The following is a 16,012-nucleotide window of genomic DNA, read 5'->3' on the forward strand; positions in this document are numbered from 1 at the left end:
CGGCCGCACCGGCCGGGGCCCCGTCGCGGCGGGGTCAGTTGGGCGAGGGCGCGGTCTGCCCGGTGATCAGGTAGACCACGTGCTCGGCGGTGTTCACCGCGTGGTCGGCGAACCGCTCGTAGAAGCGGCCGAGCAGGGTGGCGTCGATCGCGGTCTCCACCCCGTACGGCCATTCCTCGCCGAGCAGCACCCCGAACAGGCTCTTGTGCAGGTCGTCCATGGCGTCGTCGTCGCGGTCCAGTTCGGCGGCCACGTCGACGTCGGGCTTGGCCAGCACCGACCCGATCTTCCCGGCCATCCGGTCGGCGATGCCGGCCATGTCGGTGAAGATCGGCCGCAGCTCCGCCGGCACGGCCGGCGAGGGGTGCCGGCGCAGCGCGGTCTTCGCCACGTGGTCGGCCAGGTCGCCCATCCGCTCCAGATCGGCGGCGACGTGCAGCGCCGTGATCATGGCGCGCAGGTCGGAGGCGACCGGCGCCTGCCGGGCGAGCAGGTCGCAGACCCGCTCCTCGACGTGCCGGTAGAGGTCGTCGATCTCGGCGTCCCGCTCGATCACCGTCTCCGCGGCCCGGCGGTCCGCGGTGAGCAGGGCGCGGGTGGCCTGCCGCATCGCGGCCCGGACCCCCTCCGCCATGTCCACCAGCAGTTGGCTGACGATCTGCAGGTCAGCCCGGAACTCGTCGCGCATTGTCACGTCCTGTGTCGGTGGCCGCCGGCCGGGCCGGCGCGGGATGGGCAGGTGCGCGGCCCAGGCTAGGTCGCACGGGCGGACCGCAGATGAACCCGGGTGAACGACGCCGGACGCGGGGGTGAACTTTGCCGGAAGCGAGGTTGATTCGTCCTGCTATGGGCGATGCCCAGGTTAACAATGACCCTACGATCGCCGGGTGGAGTGGGCGGTGACCGTCGGTGTGGTCGTGGGCCTGGTGGCCGGGCTGGCCGCCGGGTTCCTGCTGGTCCGGTCGGTCCCGGCGCTGCGCGCCCGCGTCACGTCGGCGGGGGGCCGGTCCGGCCGCCGCCTCGGCAGGGGGAGGCTCGCGATAGCCGACGACCAACAGGCCGGGCTCGGCCGGCGGACGATCGACTCGCTCCGCGCCGGGGTGGTGGTGCTCGACGCCGAGGACCAGCCCGTCCTGGTCAACCCGGCCGCCCGGGCGATGGGGCTGCTCCGCACCGGCGCGACACCCGGTTCGATCGCCGCCCACCCGTTGATCCGTACGCTCGCCGGCCAGGTGCGCCGCACCGGGGTGCGGCGCGAGATCGAGCTGGACCTGCCGCGCGGCCGCGACAGCGCCGGGGAGAACCCGCTCGGGGTGCACCTGCGGGCGATGGGGATCGGCGGCGGGCACGTCGCCGTGGAGGCGGTGGACGTGACCGAGTCGCACCGGCTGGCCCGGGTCCGGCGGGACTTCGTGGCGAACGTCAGCCACGAGCTGAAGACCCCGATCGGCGCCCTCCAACTGCTCGCCGAGGCGCTGCTCGACGCCACCGAGCCGGCCGGCGCGGCGGCGCCGGACCTGTCGGAGGACCTGGTCGCCGCCCGGCGCTTCGCCGAGCGCATCCAGCACGAGTCGACCCGGCTGGGCCGGCTGGTGCAGGAGCTGCTGGAGCTGACCCGGCTGCAGGGCGCCGAGCCGCAGCCGCCGCCCGAGCCGGTCGCGGTCGACTGGGTGGTCGCCGAGGTGGTCGACCGCACCCGCACCAGCGCCGCCGCCCGGCGGATCGAGGTGGCGGTCACCGGGGAGCGTGGCCTGACGGTGTACGGCAGTGACACCCAACTGGCCACCGCGGTGGCCAACCTGGTCGAGAACGCCATCAACTACTCGGGCGAGGACACCACGGTCCGGATCACCACCCGGGCCGACGACGAGCACGTCGAGATCTCCGTGACCGACCAGGGCATCGGGATCGCCCCGACCGACGTCGACCGGATCTTCGAGCGGTTCTACCGGGCCGACCAGGCGCGCTCGCGGGCCACCGGCGGCACCGGCCTCGGCCTGGCCATCGTCAAGCACATCGCGAGCAACCATGGCGGACGGGTCGAGGTGGCGAGCACTCTTGGTGGTGGGTCGACGTTCACCCTGCGGCTGCCCACCCGTCCCCCGGACGACCTCCTGGCGACACTGCCACCCGCTGGGATCGAGGCCGGTCCGGCCGGGCTCCGGCAGGCCTGACAGCAATGGAAAGGAAATCCCCGTTGAGCCGCGTTCTGGTGGTCGAGGACGAGGAGTCGTTCTCCGACGCCTTGTCGTACATGCTCCGCAAGGAGGGCTTCGAGGTGTCCGTCGCCGCGACGGGTCCCTCCGCCCTCACCGAGTTCGACCGGACCGGCGCCGACATCGTGCTGCTCGACCTGATGCTGCCCGAGATGTCGGGCACCGAGGTGTGCCGGCAGCTGCGGCAGCGCTCGCACGTGCCGATCATCATGGTCACCGCACGGGACAGTGAGATCGACAAGGTGGTCGGTCTGGAGATCGGCGCCGACGACTACGTGACCAAGCCGTACTCGCCCCGGGAGCTGGTCGCCCGGATCCGGGCGGTGCTGCGCCGGCAGAGCACCGAGGTGGCCGAGTCCGGCGCCCCGACGCTGGCCGCCGGCCCGGTCCGGATGGACATCGAGCGGCACGTGGTGACCGTGGACGGCGCCGCCGTGCAGCTGCCGCTGAAGGAGTTCGAGCTGCTGGAACTCCTGCTCCGCAACGCCGGCCGGGTGCTCACCCGGGGGCAGCTCATCGACCGGGTCTGGGGCGCCGACTACGTCGGCGACACGAAGACGCTGGACGTGCACGTCAAGCGGCTGCGCTCCAAGATCGAGCCGGAGCCCTCCGCGCCCCGCTTCATCGTCACCGTCCGCGGCCTGGGTTACAAGTTCGAGCCCTGACCGGCAGGTGTTGCGCGAGATCTTGGAAGGAAAGGGCCCGTGACGGGGCCGTTTCCTTCCAAGATCTTCACCGGTCCGGGTCGGCGGGGTGTGGGGCGACCAGGCCCTGGCGGGAGCGGGCCGCGCAGAGTTCGGCCAGCTTGGCGTACGCGGGGGCGCCGATCAGCGCGGTCAGCTCCGGACCGTAGGAGACGTACATCGGGTCGGCGCCGACGTGCGCGTCGGTGGAGGAGGTGCACCACCAGTCCAGGTCGTGCCCGCCGGCGCCCCAGCCCCGCCGGTCGAACTCGGACAGCGTGGAGACCAGCACCTTGGTGTTGTCCGGCCGCTTGACCCAGTCCTGGTCCCGGCGGATCGGCAACTGCCAGCAGACGTCCGGCTTGTACTCCAACGGGTGCACCCCGTCGCGCAGCGCCTGGGCGTGCAGCGCGCAGCCGCCGCCGGCCGGGAAGTCGGCGTCGTTGAGGAAGACGCAGGGGCCCTCCGCGCCCTGGGTCGCGGTCCGCCGGGCCGGGTTCTTGCCGTCGACGGTGTCGTCGTCGGTCCAGTTCTTGAAGCCGCGCCGGAAGTGCTGCCAGGTCTCCGGGGTGAGTCGCTTGACCGCCGTCCGGACCCGCTTCTCGTCGTCGGAGTCGGTGAAGAAGGCACCGTGCGAGCAGCAGCCCTCCGCGGAGCGGCCGGCGATGATGCCGTGGCAGCCGCGGCCGAAGACGCACGTCCAGCGGGAGAGCAACCAGGTGAGGTCGGCCCGGATCAGGTGCTGTTCGTCCGCCGGGTCGACGAACTCGACCCACTCCCGGGGAAAGTCCAGCGGCACCTCGCGGCTGCGCGGGTCCGCCGGGTCGTCCACCAGCACCCGGAGTTCGATCTGCCCTGTCACCCGGCCCAGCGTACGCGCGGTGTGGTGCGCCGGCCGCCGAGCCGCGCAAACGTGTTGGCCCTAGGGTCGACAGCATGCGACTGGGTGTCCTCGACGTCGGTTCCAACACGGTGCACCTGCTGGTGGTCGACGCCCACCACGGCGCGCACCCCTGGCCGGCGCATTCGGAGAAGGTGGTGCTCCGGCTCGCCGAGCAGATCGGCCCGGACGGCGCGCTCACCGAGGCCGGCGCGGACGGCCTGGTCAAGGCGGTCGGCATGGCCAAGGCGGCGGCCGCCGGCCTGGAGACCGACGACCTGATCGCGTTCGCCACCTCCGCCGTCCGGGACGCCACCAACGCCCAGGAGGTGCTGGCCCGGGTCCGCGACGAGACGGGCGTACGCCTGGCGGTGCTCTCCGGGGCGGACGAGGCGCGACTGACCTTCCTCGCCGTCCGGCGCTGGTTCGGCTGGTCCGCCGGGCGGTTGCTGGTGCTGGACATCGGCGGCGGCTCGCTGGAGGTCGCGGCCGGCATCGACGAGGACCCGGATGTCGCGGAGTCGCTGCCGCTCGGTGCGGGGCGGCTGACCCGGGACCGGCTGCACACCACCCCGGACAGCGCCGCCCCGCCGCCGGCCGAGCGGGTGGACGAGCTGCGGGCGTACGTCGACGGGCTGCTGGACCCGGTGGTGAAGAAGATGACCGAGGTGGGCTGGGAGCGCCCGGTGGCCACCTCGAAGACGTTCCGCACCCTGGCCCGGCTGGCCGGGGCGGCTCCCTCCGGCGCCGGGCTCTGGGCCCGCCGCCGGCTGACCCGCGCTGGCCTGCGGCAGGTGCTCGGCTTCATCCGGCACATCCCGCCGGCCCAGCTGGTCGAGCTGGACGGGGTCAGCGCCGGCCGGGCCCACCAGCTGCTGGCCGGCGCCGTGGTCGCCGAGGCGGCGATGCGCCGGCTCGACCTCGACTCGCTGGACATCTGCCCCTGGGCGCTGCGCGAGGGCCTGATCCTGCGCCGGTTGGACCAGCTCGACCCGGTGTGATCCGCCCGAGCGGTTGACCCCGGTTTGCCGCTTCTCGTCCCGATGCCTCGGACCACGGCGGGCTACCCTGACAGGTGTGACTTCCCGCGTCCCGGTGCTCCTGTCCAGTTCCTCGGTCTTCCCTGAGCGGACCGCGGCGGCGTTCCAGCTGGCCGCGGCGCTCGGCTACGACGGCCTTGAGGTGATGGTCTGGACCGACGCCGTCAGCCAGGACACCGGCGCGCTGCGCGGCCTCTCCGAGCACTACGGCGTGCCGGTGCTCTCCGTCCACGCGCCCTGCCTGCTGGTCACCCAGCGGGTGTGGAGCCCCGACCCGTGGGAGCGGCTGCGCCGCTCGGCCGAGATGGCGGCGAGTCTGGGTGCGCCGACGGTGGTGGTCCACCCGCCGTTCACCTGGCAGCGGGACTACGCGCGCAACTTCGCCGACGGGCTGAACAAGATCGCCGGCGAGTACCCCGACGTGCAGTTCCCGGTGGAGAACATGTACCCGGTCCGGATGGCCGGCCGGCAGTTCGTGCCGTACGTGCCGGGCTGGGACCCGACCGAGACCGGCTACCCCTCCTACACCCTCGACCTGTCGCACTGCGCCGCCTCGCACACCGACTCGATGGAGATGGCCGACCGGATGGGTGCCGGCCTGGCGCACGTGCACCTCGGTGACGGCACCGGCGAGGGGCGCGACGAGCACCTGGTGCCCGGGCGCGGCAACCAGCCCTGCGCGGAGCTGCTCTCCTCGCTGGCCGGGCGGGGTTTCACCGGCTCGGTCGCGGTGGAGGTCACCACCCGGGGCGCGAAGAGTCGCGCCGAGCGCGAGGCGGACCTGCGCGCCGCGCTGGAGTTCGCCCGCGAGCACCTGAGCACCCCGTCCCCGGTGGACGCCTGACCGGCGCCCGCCGGGCGGGACGGCTCAGCTGACCGGGGCCAGCGACTCGGCGGCCGGGGCCGGCTGGGCGGCCACCGTGGCCTGCTCGCCGATGGCGGCGCGCTTGCGGGCGCGGTGCGCGGCCACGTGCGAGCGGGTGGCGCAGCGCTCCGAGCAGAACCGCCGGCAGCAGTTGGACGAGGTGTCCAGGTAGACGTTGCCGCAGCGCTCGTCCGCGCAGACGCCGAACCGGGCGCTGCCGTACTCGCAGAGCCAGACCGACAGGCCCCACACCGCGCCGGCGAGGTATTCCGCGCTCACCGAGGAGCCCCGGCTGGTCACGTGCATGTGCCAGTCGCTGGAGTCGTGCCCCGAGATGCGCGGCTGCACCGGGTAGGCCTCCAGCAGCGAGTTGAGCTCGGCCACCGCCTGGCCGTCCCGCCCGGAGGTGCCGTACTCGAAGACGTCACGCAGTCGCTTCTGCGCGCGCCGGAAGATCGCGAGGTCCCGCTCCGCCACCTCGTCGCGCATCCACGCGTTGTCGTCGGGGAAGAGGGCCCGCAGGTCGTCGAGGTCGTCCAGGCGGGCGTTGACGAGATCAACACCGGTCCGGGCGTACGCGTCGAAGTTCACGCCCCAACGGTAGACGACTCAACCGCCGCGCGGCGCGTCGATGTAGTGCGGCAGGAACCGCGCGTAACCGTCGGTGATCAGACTCACGCTCTCCCGTACCCCGGCCCCGGCGGACTCGCCGTCGACGATCCAGCTGCCCAGCACCATCCGGTTGCCGGCGAACCCGGGCAGCGCCCGGAACTCCTGGTAGCACCACCCCTCCTCGCCGTAGATCCCGGGGTTGGTGATCTCGGTGCCGGCGGTGACGATCCGCACCGAGCCACCCTCCCGGCCGAGCAGCGGCTTGGCCACGTACTCGGACATTCCGCGCGGCGAGTCGAGATACGCCGGCAGCAGCAGCTCGTGCCCCGGATAGAGCTCCCAGAGCACGGCCAGCAGCGCCTTGTTCGACAGCAGCAGCTTCCAGGCCGGCTCGATCCAGGTGGTCGGGGTGCCCGGGTCGAGCGCCGGCGGCCCGTACGGCTCGGCGAGCATCCACTCCCAGGGGTAGAGCTTGAAGCAGGTGGTCACCGGCCGGTCGGCGGCGTCGACGAAGCGGCGGCCGTCCCAGCCGATCTCCTGGATCGGCAGCAGCTCGACCTCCAGCCCGGCCTGGCGGGCGGTCTCGGCCAGGTAGCCGGCGGTCATGTGGTCCTCGCCCGACTCCTCCTCGTTCGACCAGACCACGTGCACCCGCCGGTCGTGCAGGCCGGCCCCGATCTTCGCCCAGGCGCCGACCAGGCGCTCGTGCAGGCTGTTCCACTGGTCCAGCTCGGGCCGGGTGTGCTCCAGCCAGTACCACTGGACGATGCTCGCCTCGACCAGCGCGGTCGGGGTGTCCGCGTTGTACTCCAGCAGCTTCGGCGGCCAGCTGCCGTCGTACCAGAGGTCGAAGCGCCCGTAGAGGGTCGGCGGCCGCTCCCGCAGTGACCGGGCCACCGCCTCGGCCGCCCAGGCCGGGATGCCGTACTCGGCGTACCGGTGCCGGGCGACCACGTGCTCGGCGGCGGCCACCGACATCCGGTGCAGCTCCTCGGTCGCCTCCTCCAGCCGGAGCACCTCGGCCAGGTCGAAGGCGTACGCCGCGGTCTCGTCCCAGTACGACATCACCCCGCCGTCGGGCAGCTCGGTGTCGACGTAGACCAGGCCCTGCTCCCGGATGGTGGCGTCCCAGCCGGGACGCGGGGTGACCGACTCCCGGCGCACCTCAGCCGCCGCAGGCGGCGAGGTGGGTGCCGAACCCGCCGCGGTCCGGCACCGCCGCGGCCACCGGCTCCGGGGCGGTGCGTCCGGCGGTGGCCGCCGGCGCCCGCAGCGCCAGCGCGACGGTGCCGTCGCCGCCGGCCGGCCCGAGCGCGCAGTCGTCGTCATCGTCGTCCGAGGTGAGGTTGCAGCCGGAGAGGGCGAGCGCCAGCGCGGTGAGCGCGCCGAGCTGCACGGAGGCCGAGCGGAGCCGGCGGCGAGGGCGTTGTTCCACGGCATCGTTGTAGCCGATCGCCGCCACTTCCGCCGCCCCGGGCCGGCCGGCCCGGGTGCCCGGGCGGCGGCCCGCGAGCCACCCCCGGACAGGGGCGCGAGTGGTGCACCGCGCACCCCGCCGCCCCCCGGCGCGGATCCGCACAGGGGCGTTACGCTCGGCTCATGCTCCGTTCCGTCATCCTCGCCGCCTCCCGGTCATCCCAGGTCGAGCGGCTCGTCGCGACGGCCCCGTTCACCCGGGACGTCGTCCGCCGGTTCGTCGCCGGCGCCAAGACTGACGACGCGTTGCGCGCGACCCGCGGGCTCGTCGACGACGGTCTCGCGGTCACCCTCGACAACCTCGGCGAGGACACCGTCACCCCCGAGCAGGCCAACGCCACCCGCGACGAGTACCTGAAGCTGTTGAAGCTGCTCTCCGGGGCAGGGCTCACCCCGGGCGCCGAGGTGAGCGTCAAGCTCTCCGCGCTGGGGCAGGCGTTCGACGAGCAGCTCGCGTACGACAACGCGCGGGCGATCTGCCTGGCGGCCGACGAGGTGGGCACCACGGTCACCCTGGACATGGAGGACCACACCACCACCGACTCGACTCTGGACATCCTGGCCAAGCTGCGCAAGGACTTCCCGTCGACTGGCGCGGTGCTCCAGGCGTACCTGCGGCGCACCGAGTCGGACTGCCGCGAGCTGGCCACGGCCGGTTCCCGGGTGCGGCTGTGCAAGGGCGCGTACAAGGAGCCGGAGTCGGTGGCCTACCAGTCCGCCCGCGAGGTGGACAAGTCCTACGTCCGCTGCCTGAACATCCTGATGTCCGGCGAGGGCTACCCGATGCTGGCCACCCACGACCCGCGGCTGATCGCCATCGGCGAGGACCGGGCCCGCTGGTTCGACCGGGGGCCGGAGCAGTTCGAGTTCCAGATGCTCTTCGGCATCCGGCCGGAGGAGCAGGCCCGGCTGGTCGGCGAGGGCTACACCGTGCGCACCTACCTGCCCTACGGCGAGGACTGGTACGGCTACCTGATGCGCCGGCTCGCCGAGCGCCCGGCCAACCTGATGTTCTTCGGCCGGGCCCTGATCTCCAAGAAGTGAGTCAGTCGTTCGACCAGCCCCGGGTGCTCAGCACCAGGCGGTAGCCGTCCGGATCGGCTACCGTCACCCCCCAGCGGTCCCAGTACGGGCCGGCGGAGACTCTCGTCCCGCCGGCCTGTTCCAGTTCCCGGACCAGGTCGGCGTCGACCGGCCCGTCCAGGTAGAGCACGAGCAGGTCCTCGTCGGTGGGCGCCGGGCCGACGGCGAGCGCCGGGCCGCCGACGAGTTCCAGATGCCACCGCGCGCCGGGCCAACCGACCATGAGCAGGTCGTGCTCGCCCGGCTCGGCGGCGCTGGACCGCCAGAGCACGTCGAGGCCGAGCCCGCGAACCCAGAAGCGTTCGGCGGCCGCCAGGTCGTGGCTCGGGCGGGCGATGCGGAGGTGCGGGACGGCGGTGCGGGGAAGTGGCATCCCCGGATGGTGCAACCTGAAGGCGGGTTGAGGTCAAGCCTTGACGGTATTAGCTAATAGCATTAGCCTTTTGGTTATGAGTGTTAGCTACGTGGCGCGGGACGGCGGACGGATCGCCTACGAGGTGCACGGCGAGGGGCCGCTGGTGGTGCTCTCGCACGGCATGGGAGAGAACCGGGGCTCGTTCCGCCATCTGGTCCCGCTCCTCGTCGCGGCGGGCCACCGGGTGGCGTCGGTGGACGTCCGGGGGCACGGCGAGTCCAGTGCCGGCTGGCCGTCGTACGCCCCCGCGGAGGTGGGCGCCGACCTGCTGGCGGTGGTCCGCGATCTCGGCGGCGGGCCGGCCACCCTGGTCGGCAGCTCGTCCAGCGCGGCGGCGGTGGTCTTCGCCGCCGCCGACGAGCCGGCGCTGGTCAACGGCATCGTCCAGGTCAGCCCGTTCGTCGGGCAGCCGAAGCTCAACCCGTTCCTGCGGGTGGCGCAGGCCGCCGTGCTGCGCAGCCCCCGGCTGTTCGGGCTGTTCCACCGCACGCTCTTTCCCGCCGCCCGGCCGGCCGACGACGCGGCGTACCGGAAGGCGATGGTCGCCACCCTGCGCGAGCCCGGCCGGATGGCGGCGACCCGCGGGGTGGTCGCCCCGGCCGAGCCGCACTGGACCACCCGCGCCCGCGAGGTCCGGCAGCCGGTGCTGGTGCTGATGGGCACGAAGGACCCGGACTTCCCCGACCCCGGCGCGGAGGCCCGCGCGGCCCGCCGGCTCTTCGCCACCGCCGAGGCGCGGATGATCGACGAGTCCGGCCACTACCCGCACGCCGACCAGCCGGCGCGCACCGCCGCCCAGCTCGTCGAGTTCCTGGCGGTGACCGGTGCCTAGGGCCGGGCTCAACCAGCAGACCGTGGTGCGCGAGGCGGCCCGGCTCGCCGACGAGGTCGGCGCCGGCCAGCTCACCCTCGCCGCGCTGGCCAACCGGCTCGGCGTCGCGCTGCCCAGCCTCTACAAGCACGTCCGGGGCGCGGACGCCCTGGCCCAGAAGCTCTCCGCGCTGGCCACCGCCGAACTCGCGGCCGACCTGACCGCGGCCGTCGCCGGCCGGGCCGGCGGCGACGCGCTGCGGACGCTGGCCAGCGCCTACCGGGCGTACGCCCACCGGCACCCCGGCCGCTACCCGGCCACCCAGCGGGTGCCGGACCGGACCGATCCGGAGCACGTCGCCGCCGGAGAGCGCGCCGTGGGAGCCATCTACGCGATCCTGCGCGGCTACGGGCTCGACGGCGACGCCGCCGTCGACGCGGCCCGGATGCTGCGCAGCACCCTGCACGGGTTCGTCTCGCTGGAGGCGGCCGGCGGGTTCGGGCTGCCCCGTGACGTCGACCGTTCGTTCGACCACCTGGTCACGGCCCTGGATTTTGCGTTCGGGTCCTGGCCCCGGAAGGACCGCTGATGTACGCCCTGGGCCTGCTGCTGCTCTTCGTGCTCGAGCTGGCCGTGCTGGTGGTGGGGGGCTGGTGGGGCTGGACGCTGGACGCCGGCCTCCTGGTCCGATTGGGCGCGGCCGCCGGCGTACCGCTGCTGCTCGCCGCGCTGTGGGGCGTCCTCGGCTCCCCCAAGGCCCGGGTGCCGCTGCGGCCGGCCGCCAAGCACGCGTTCCAGGCGGCCTGGTTCGCCGTCGGCGGCACGCTGCTGGCCCTGCTCGGCCGGCCGGTGGCCGGCGTCGCGCTGGTCGTGGTCTGGGCGGCCACCGTCACCCTGCTCCGGCGGGCCGGCCGCCCGGCCTGACCCGGTCCACCCGATCGCCGGGCGCCCCGGCCGGTCGGACACCGCGATCCGCCGGGTCGCCCTCGCCGGATCGGCCGCAGGGTCGTACCCTTCGGCGGGTGACTGACGGGGCGCCGGGTGACGACCGGCTGGACGAGTCGCCCACCCGCCGGCGCCGGCCGTTGTGGACGGCCCTCACGGTGGTCCTGCTGCTACTGACCTGCGGTCTGCCCGCGGCGCTGCTGGTCGTGGTGGTGCGCGACGCCGGCGCCCGGGCGGTGGTGGACCGCCTCGGCACCCCCACCGCGGACCCGGCCACGCTCGCCGCCCGCCAGCTCGCCGAGCGGATGACCGCGCAGCTCGACCGGCAGGCCAGCGCCCTGCTCGCCGGGGACCGGGCTGGCTTCCTGGCGGTGGCCGAGCCGGCCGCGCACCCCGACCTGCGGCGGCGCTTCGCCGCGCTCCGGGCGCTCCGGGTGGCCGTCTGGCAGGCCAGCCCCAACGGCCTGCCGGAGACCGTTGCGGACCGGCCGGGGGAGTGGCGCCTGCTGGTGGAGTTCCGCTACTGCTTCGTGACGCCGGACTGCCGGCCCAGCCCAGTGCTCATCGGCACCCGTTGGCGGGAGGGCGGGGCCCAGCCCCGACTGGTCGCGGTGGAGGAGTCCCGGTCGGCGGCCACCGGCACCCGGCCGTGGGAGCTCAGCGAGCTGGCGGTCGCCGTCGGCGCGCGCACCCTGGTGGCGACCACCCCGGCGATGCGCGGGCAACTGCTCCGCCTGCTGGCCCAGGCCGAGGCGGCGGCGAGGGTCGCCGACTCGTACGTGGTGGACGGCGCGCCGCCCGACCGGTACCGGGTCTTCTACGCCGGCCGCACCGAGTGGGAGCGCTGGTACGGCGGCGGCCGGCCGAAGTGGACCGGCGGGTACGCGGTCACCGTGGGCGGCGGTCACCACGAGGTGGTGCTCAACGCCGACGGGGTCACCCCCGGCGGGCTGGACGACCTGCTCCGGCACGAGTTGACGCACGCCGCATCGCTGCCCGACCGCGGCTACCCGGGCACCTCGACCTGGTGGCTGGTGGAGGGGCTGGCCGAGTTCGCCGGCGTCGACGGCCAACCGGTCGACCGGTACGAGGGGCTGGACGAGGTGCGCCGGCTGGCCGGTGGCGGCTGGACCGGCCGGCTCGACGACCTCAACCCGGCCGACGACGCCCCGGCCGACCGGGTCGCCGGCAGCTATGGCATCTCCTACCTGGCGGTCCGGCACCTCGTCGACCGCTTCGGGCAGGAGCGGCTGCTCGCCTTCTTCCGGGCGGTGGTGCACGAGCGCCGGCCGGTGACCGAGGCCGCCGAGGAGGTCTTCGGCGAACCCTGGCCGGCCCTGCACGACGCGTGCGTCGGGTACGTCCGCGGCCTGTCCGGTTGAGCGCGACCGGCCGGGTGCCGGGGATCCGCACCGGCTCCGCGGCATGGTGCTGGTAGCGCCGCGTTCGTAAGATCGACGGGGTGCGCCGCACCCACTCGCCGCGGCTGCGCGCAGCGACGCGGCCCCGCCTGCTCACCGCCCTGCTGGCCGTCACCGTCCTGACCGGAGCCGCCGGCGCGTCCTGCGGCGACGAGCAGCCCGACGTCGCGCTGGCGGCCGCGGAACGCGCCCCGGTCGCCGAGGTGGTGGACGCGCCCGCGACCGTCACCGCCCGCGCGGCCGCGACCCTCACGGCCGCCGCCGACGGCACCCTCGTCAGCCTGCGGGTCCAACCCGGCCAGCGGGTCCGGAAGGGCCAGGTGCTGGCCGTGATCGACTCGCCGTCCGCGCAGGCCCGGCTCAGCCAGGCCCGGGAGGCGCTCGCCGCCGCGAAGCGGGCCGGGCGGGGGACCGGCGGCATCGAGCTGGGCGGTTCCCGCCGGGGAACCGACCGGGCCGCCACCGACGCGTTCCGGGCGGCCCGTACCGCCGCCGGGAAGATCAGCGATCCGCGGCTGCGCGGGGCGCTGCTCGCGCAGGTGGCCGCCGCGCAGGAGCAGTACCGGGCCGCGGCCCGGGCGGCCGACCAGGCCGTCCGCGCCGTGCAGCGGGGCGTCGCCGGCATAGACTCGGCGGTCGGTGCGCTCTCCGCCGCGCAACGGCTCCAGGCCCGGCAGGCGTACGACCTGGCGAAGGCGACCGTGGACGCGCTGACCCTACGCGCCCCCATCGCGGGCGTGGTGCAGCCGGGCGGGACGGCCGCCGCGGGCGGGTCGGCGCTCGACGACCTGCTCGGCGCGCCGGGCGGCGCGGCGGCCGGCCTGGACCCGTCCGCCTTCGCACCCTTCGGGGCCCGGCCGCCGGAGGGCGTGGACGACGCGGTGCCCGTCGGCGGCCCGGTCACCGCCGGCACGCCCGTGCTGACCATCGTGGACGTCGGCGCGTTGGGCCTGCTCGCCGAGGTCGACGAGACCGACGTGCTGCTGGTGCGCCCCGGTCTGGCCGGCACCGCCGAACTGGACGCGGTGACCGGCGCGACCTATCCGGCGACGGTGCGCTCGGTCGACGTGCTGCCCACCACCTCGGCCCGGGGCGGGGTCTCCTACCGGGTGCGCCTCAGCCTCGACGCCGGCAGTTACGGCGAGGGTGAGGCGGCGCCGGCACCCCGCCCCGGCATGAACGCGGTGGTACGGCTGCGGGTGCGGGAGGCCGCCGACGCGGTGACCGTGCCGGCCTCGGCGGTCTTCTCCGCCGACGGCCGGGACGCGGTCTGGCTGGTCCGCGACGGCCGTGCCGACCGCGCCACGGTGACCCTGGGGGTGCAGGGCGAGGATCTGGTGCAGATCGTCAGCGGCGTGCGGGCCGGCGACCGGGTGGTGGTCCGGGGTACCGACCAGGTCCGCGACGGCCAGGAGCTGCGGTGACGTGTCCACCCGCGGCGCCCCGGTGAGCGTGGCACCCGCCGCCGTCGAGGCGACGGACGTCTCCCGGACCTACCAGCTCGACGGGGTGTCGGTGCCGGCGCTGCGCGGAGTGTCGCTGACGGTCGCCCCCGGCGACTACGTGGCCCTGGTCGGGCCGTCCGGTTCCGGCAAGTCGACCCTCATGCATCTGCTCGGCGGGCTAGACCGGCCGACCGGCGGCCGGCTGGTGATCGGCGGCCGGGACGTGGCGGCGCTCTCCGCGGCGGAGCTGGCGGCCCTGCGGAACCGGACCATCGGCTTCGTCTTCCAGGCGTTCCACCTGCTGCCGCGGACCTCCGCGGTGGACAACGTGGCCTTGCCCCTGGTCTACCGGGGGATCGGCGCCCGGCAGCGGCGGGACCGGGCGGCCGCGATGCTCGACCGGGTCGGTCTCGGCCACCGGCTGAACCACCGCCCCAACCAGCTCTCCGGGGGCGAGCAGCAGCGGGTCGCGATCGCCCGCGCACTGGTCACCGACCCGGCGGTGCTGCTCGCCGACGAACCCACCGGCAACCTCGACAGCGTGACCGGCGCGGCGGTGCTGGAGCTGCTGGAGCGGCTCAACACCGAGTCGGGCGTCGCGTTGGTGCTGGTCACGCACGACCACGAGGTGGCCGCCCGGGCCCGGCGGCAGATCGCCCTGCGCGACGGCGTGGTCGCCTCGGACACCGCCGCGCCGGCGCCCGTCGAGGGCCGGCCGGAGCTTCATGATCGACCGCTGTCCGGTGGCGTGGCGGGACCTGACACACTGGTGGCCGCTCCCAGCGCGGAGCCCCGGTCCGCGTCCGGAAGCGGCCCGGGGTGCCCGCCCGGTGGCTCCGGTGGCGCCACCGGAGCCACCGGGCGCCTTCCGCCGTCCGGCCCCACCGACGACCCGAACGGATCCGGCTCGTGAGGGTGGCGGAGGCGTGGCGGGTGGCGCTGGGCGCGCTGCGGGCGAACCGGCTGCGCAGCGCGCTGACCATGCTCGGCGTGATCATCGGGGTCGCCTCGGTGGTGATCCTGGTGGCCATCGGCACCGGCACCAAGCGGAAGGTCGAGCAGCAGGTCGAAGGGCTCGGCTCCAACCTGCTGCTGGTGGTGCCCGGCCGGCTGGACGTGGGCGCCGCCCCGGCCGTCTCCCCGCTCACCCTGGCCGACGTGGACGCCGTCGCCCGGGTGGTCGGCGACCGCGACCGGGTCGCGGTGACCGTCGCCTCCGGCGCGACCGTACGGGCCGGCAGCCGGGCCGACTTCAGCACCGTGCAGGGCGTGCTGGAGACCACCCCGTCGGTGTTCACCCGGGAGCTGGCCCGGGGGCGCTACCTGAGCGGCTCCGACGTGGACACCAGCCGGCGGGTGGCGGTGCTCGGCGCCGCGGTGGCGCGCGCCCTCTTCCCCGACCGTGACCCGGTCGGCCGCCAGATCACCGTGGCCGGGGTGCGGTTCCGGGTGATCGGCGTCTTCGCCCCGCTCGGCCAGAGCCTGGGCGTGGACCGCGACGACGAGGTGCACGTGCCGGTGACCGCCGCGCAGCGGCTCTACGGCACCCAGCGGGTCGACGGGATCGCGGTGAAGGCGCCGGACCGGGAGCGGATCGACGAGCTGGGTGACCGGATCGTGGCGGAGCTGACCCGCCGGCACCCGGGCACCGAGTTCAGCGCGGTGACCCAGGAGCAGATCCTCGGCGTGCTCGGCGACATCCTGGGCGTCCTCACCGGCGTACTGGCGGCGATCGCGGGCATCTCGCTGCTGGTGGGCGGGGTCGGCGTCTCCAACATCATGCTGGTCAGCGTCCGGGAACGGACCAGGGAGATCGGCCTGCGCAAGGCGGTCGGCGCCCGACCCCGGGACATCGGCGTGCAGTTCCTGCTGGAGGCGGTACTGCTCACCTCGGTCGGCGGGCTCACCGGGATGGCCCTGGGGGTGGGCACCGCCCTGCTGGTGGACGCCCTGTCCCCGATCCCGGCGGCGATCACCTGGTGGTCGCTGGCGCTCGCGTTCGGCGTGTCCGCGGCGGTCGGCATCGTCTTCGGTGTGGTGCCCGCGCAGCGGGCCGGCCGCCTCGACCCGGTGGTGGCGCTCCGTGCCGAGTGAGCCCCTCCGGTGGGCCGTACGGGCAA

18 protein-coding genes are annotated in these 16,012 nt (G+C 74.7%); 12 read left to right on the plus strand and 6 right to left on the minus strand.

Annotation, left to right across the window (positions count from 1 at the left end):
* Nucleotides 1-34 precede the first annotated feature (34 nt).
* Nucleotides 35-688, minus strand: a complete 654-nt coding sequence (gene phoU, locus ACVCAH_RS01755) for a phosphate signaling complex protein PhoU (protein ID WP_447134246.1) — start codon at nucleotides 686-688, stop codon at nucleotides 35-37.
* A 199-nt stretch (nucleotides 689-887) separates the two neighbouring features.
* On the opposite strand from phoU, the gene ACVCAH_RS01760 reads away from it, so the two are divergent.
* Together ACVCAH_RS01760 and ACVCAH_RS01765 are read left to right on the plus strand one after the other, a co-directional pair.
* Nucleotides 888-2,174: an ATP-binding protein gene (locus ACVCAH_RS01760; RefSeq protein WP_447134247.1), complete on the plus strand. Its 1,287-nt coding sequence runs from the start codon at nucleotides 888-890 to the stop codon at nucleotides 2,172-2,174.
* Nucleotides 2,175-2,197: 23 nt separating this feature from the next.
* Entirely contained in the window at nucleotides 2,198-2,881 is a 684-nt protein-coding gene (locus tag ACVCAH_RS01765; RefSeq protein WP_447134248.1) for a response regulator, read from the plus strand.
* A gap of 67 nt (nucleotides 2,882-2,948) precedes the next feature.
* Here the strand turns inward: ACVCAH_RS01765 and ACVCAH_RS01770 are convergent, their stop codons facing one another.
* Nucleotides 2,949-3,761 carry a hypothetical protein gene (locus ACVCAH_RS01770; protein WP_447134249.1) on the minus strand — a complete coding sequence of 271 codons (813 nt, stop codon included), beginning with the start codon at nucleotides 3,759-3,761 and terminating at the stop codon, nucleotides 2,949-2,951.
* A 74-nt stretch (nucleotides 3,762-3,835) separates the two neighbouring features.
* Between ACVCAH_RS01770 and ACVCAH_RS01775 the strand changes: the two genes are divergently transcribed.
* Together ACVCAH_RS01775 and ACVCAH_RS01780 are read left to right on the plus strand one after the other, a co-directional pair.
* Nucleotides 3,836-4,780 carry a Ppx/GppA phosphatase family protein gene (locus tag ACVCAH_RS01775; protein WP_447134250.1) on the plus strand — a complete coding sequence of 315 codons (945 nt, stop codon included), beginning with the start codon at nucleotides 3,836-3,838 and terminating at the stop codon, nucleotides 4,778-4,780.
* A 76-nt stretch (nucleotides 4,781-4,856) separates the two neighbouring features.
* Nucleotides 4,857-5,663, plus strand: a complete 807-nt coding sequence (locus ACVCAH_RS01780) for a sugar phosphate isomerase/epimerase family protein (RefSeq protein WP_447134251.1) — start codon at nucleotides 4,857-4,859, stop codon at nucleotides 5,661-5,663.
* A 24-nt stretch (nucleotides 5,664-5,687) separates the two neighbouring features.
* On the opposite strand, the gene ACVCAH_RS01785 is transcribed toward ACVCAH_RS01780, so the two are convergent.
* Genes ACVCAH_RS01785 through ACVCAH_RS01795 form a run of 3 tightly spaced genes read right to left on the minus strand, consistent with a single transcriptional unit; the run spans nucleotide 5,688 to nucleotide 7,731 of the window.
* A complete protein-coding gene (locus tag ACVCAH_RS01785) occupies nucleotides 5,688-6,275 on the minus strand; it encodes a CGNR zinc finger domain-containing protein (RefSeq protein ID WP_447134252.1) in 588 nt (195 codons plus the stop codon).
* An 18-nt stretch (nucleotides 6,276-6,293) separates the two neighbouring features.
* Nucleotides 6,294-7,460, minus strand: coding sequence for a glutathionylspermidine synthase family protein (locus tag ACVCAH_RS01790; protein WP_447134253.1), 1,167 nt, complete (start codon nucleotides 7,458-7,460; stop codon nucleotides 6,294-6,296).
* 1 nt (nucleotide 7,461) lies between these two features.
* Entirely contained in the window at nucleotides 7,462-7,731 is a 270-nt protein-coding gene (locus ACVCAH_RS01795) for a hypothetical protein (protein ID WP_447134254.1), read from the minus strand.
* Nucleotides 7,732-7,895: 164 nt separating this feature from the next.
* On the opposite strand from ACVCAH_RS01795, the gene ACVCAH_RS01800 reads away from it, so the two are divergent.
* Entirely contained in the window at nucleotides 7,896-8,816 is a 921-nt protein-coding gene (locus ACVCAH_RS01800) for a proline dehydrogenase family protein (protein ID WP_447134255.1), read from the plus strand.
* Between the two features lies 1 nt (nucleotide 8,817).
* Here the strand turns inward: ACVCAH_RS01800 and ACVCAH_RS01805 are convergent, their stop codons facing one another.
* Nucleotides 8,818-9,228: a VOC family protein gene (locus tag ACVCAH_RS01805; RefSeq protein ID WP_447134256.1), complete on the minus strand. Its 411-nt coding sequence runs from the start codon at nucleotides 9,226-9,228 to the stop codon at nucleotides 8,818-8,820.
* Nucleotides 9,229-9,304: 76 nt separating this feature from the next.
* Here ACVCAH_RS01805 and ACVCAH_RS01810 point away from each other — a divergent pair, with 76 nt between their 5' ends.
* The 7 genes from ACVCAH_RS01810 (at nucleotide 9,305) to ACVCAH_RS01840 (ending at nucleotide 15,986) form a co-directional block, all read left to right on the plus strand.
* Nucleotides 9,305-10,102 (plus strand): alpha/beta fold hydrolase, encoded by a 798-nt coding sequence (locus ACVCAH_RS01810; protein WP_447134257.1) that lies wholly within the window; start codon nucleotides 9,305-9,307, stop codon nucleotides 10,100-10,102.
* Nucleotides 10,095-10,670, plus strand: coding sequence for a TetR/AcrR family transcriptional regulator (locus ACVCAH_RS01815; RefSeq protein ID WP_447134258.1), 576 nt, complete (start codon nucleotides 10,095-10,097; stop codon nucleotides 10,668-10,670). Before ACVCAH_RS01810 ends, ACVCAH_RS01815 begins: the two co-directional genes overlap by 8 nt.
* A complete protein-coding gene (locus tag ACVCAH_RS01820; protein WP_447134259.1) occupies nucleotides 10,670-11,005 on the plus strand; it encodes a YrdB family protein in 336 nt (111 codons plus the stop codon). Before ACVCAH_RS01815 ends, ACVCAH_RS01820 begins: the two co-directional genes overlap by 1 nt.
* Nucleotides 11,006-11,103: 98 nt before the next feature.
* A complete protein-coding gene (locus tag ACVCAH_RS01825; RefSeq protein WP_447134260.1) occupies nucleotides 11,104-12,408 on the plus strand; it encodes a hypothetical protein in 1,305 nt (434 codons plus the stop codon).
* Nucleotides 12,409-12,479: 71 nt separating this feature from the next.
* Nucleotides 12,480-13,871: an efflux RND transporter periplasmic adaptor subunit gene (locus ACVCAH_RS01830; RefSeq protein ID WP_447134358.1), complete on the plus strand. Its 1,392-nt coding sequence runs from the start codon at nucleotides 12,480-12,482 to the stop codon at nucleotides 13,869-13,871.
* Between the two features lie 28 nt (nucleotides 13,872-13,899).
* Complete coding sequence (locus ACVCAH_RS01835; RefSeq protein ID WP_447134359.1) at nucleotides 13,900-14,805, plus strand: ABC transporter ATP-binding protein; 906 nt, start codon at nucleotides 13,900-13,902, stop codon at nucleotides 14,803-14,805.
* Nucleotides 14,802-15,986 (plus strand): ABC transporter permease, encoded by a 1,185-nt coding sequence (locus ACVCAH_RS01840; protein ID WP_447134261.1) that lies wholly within the window; start codon nucleotides 14,802-14,804, stop codon nucleotides 15,984-15,986. Before ACVCAH_RS01835 ends, ACVCAH_RS01840 begins: the two co-directional genes overlap by 4 nt.
* Nucleotides 15,987-16,012 lie beyond the last annotated feature (26 nt).

It is taken from the genome of Micromonospora sp. LZ34, from assembly GCF_052981855.1.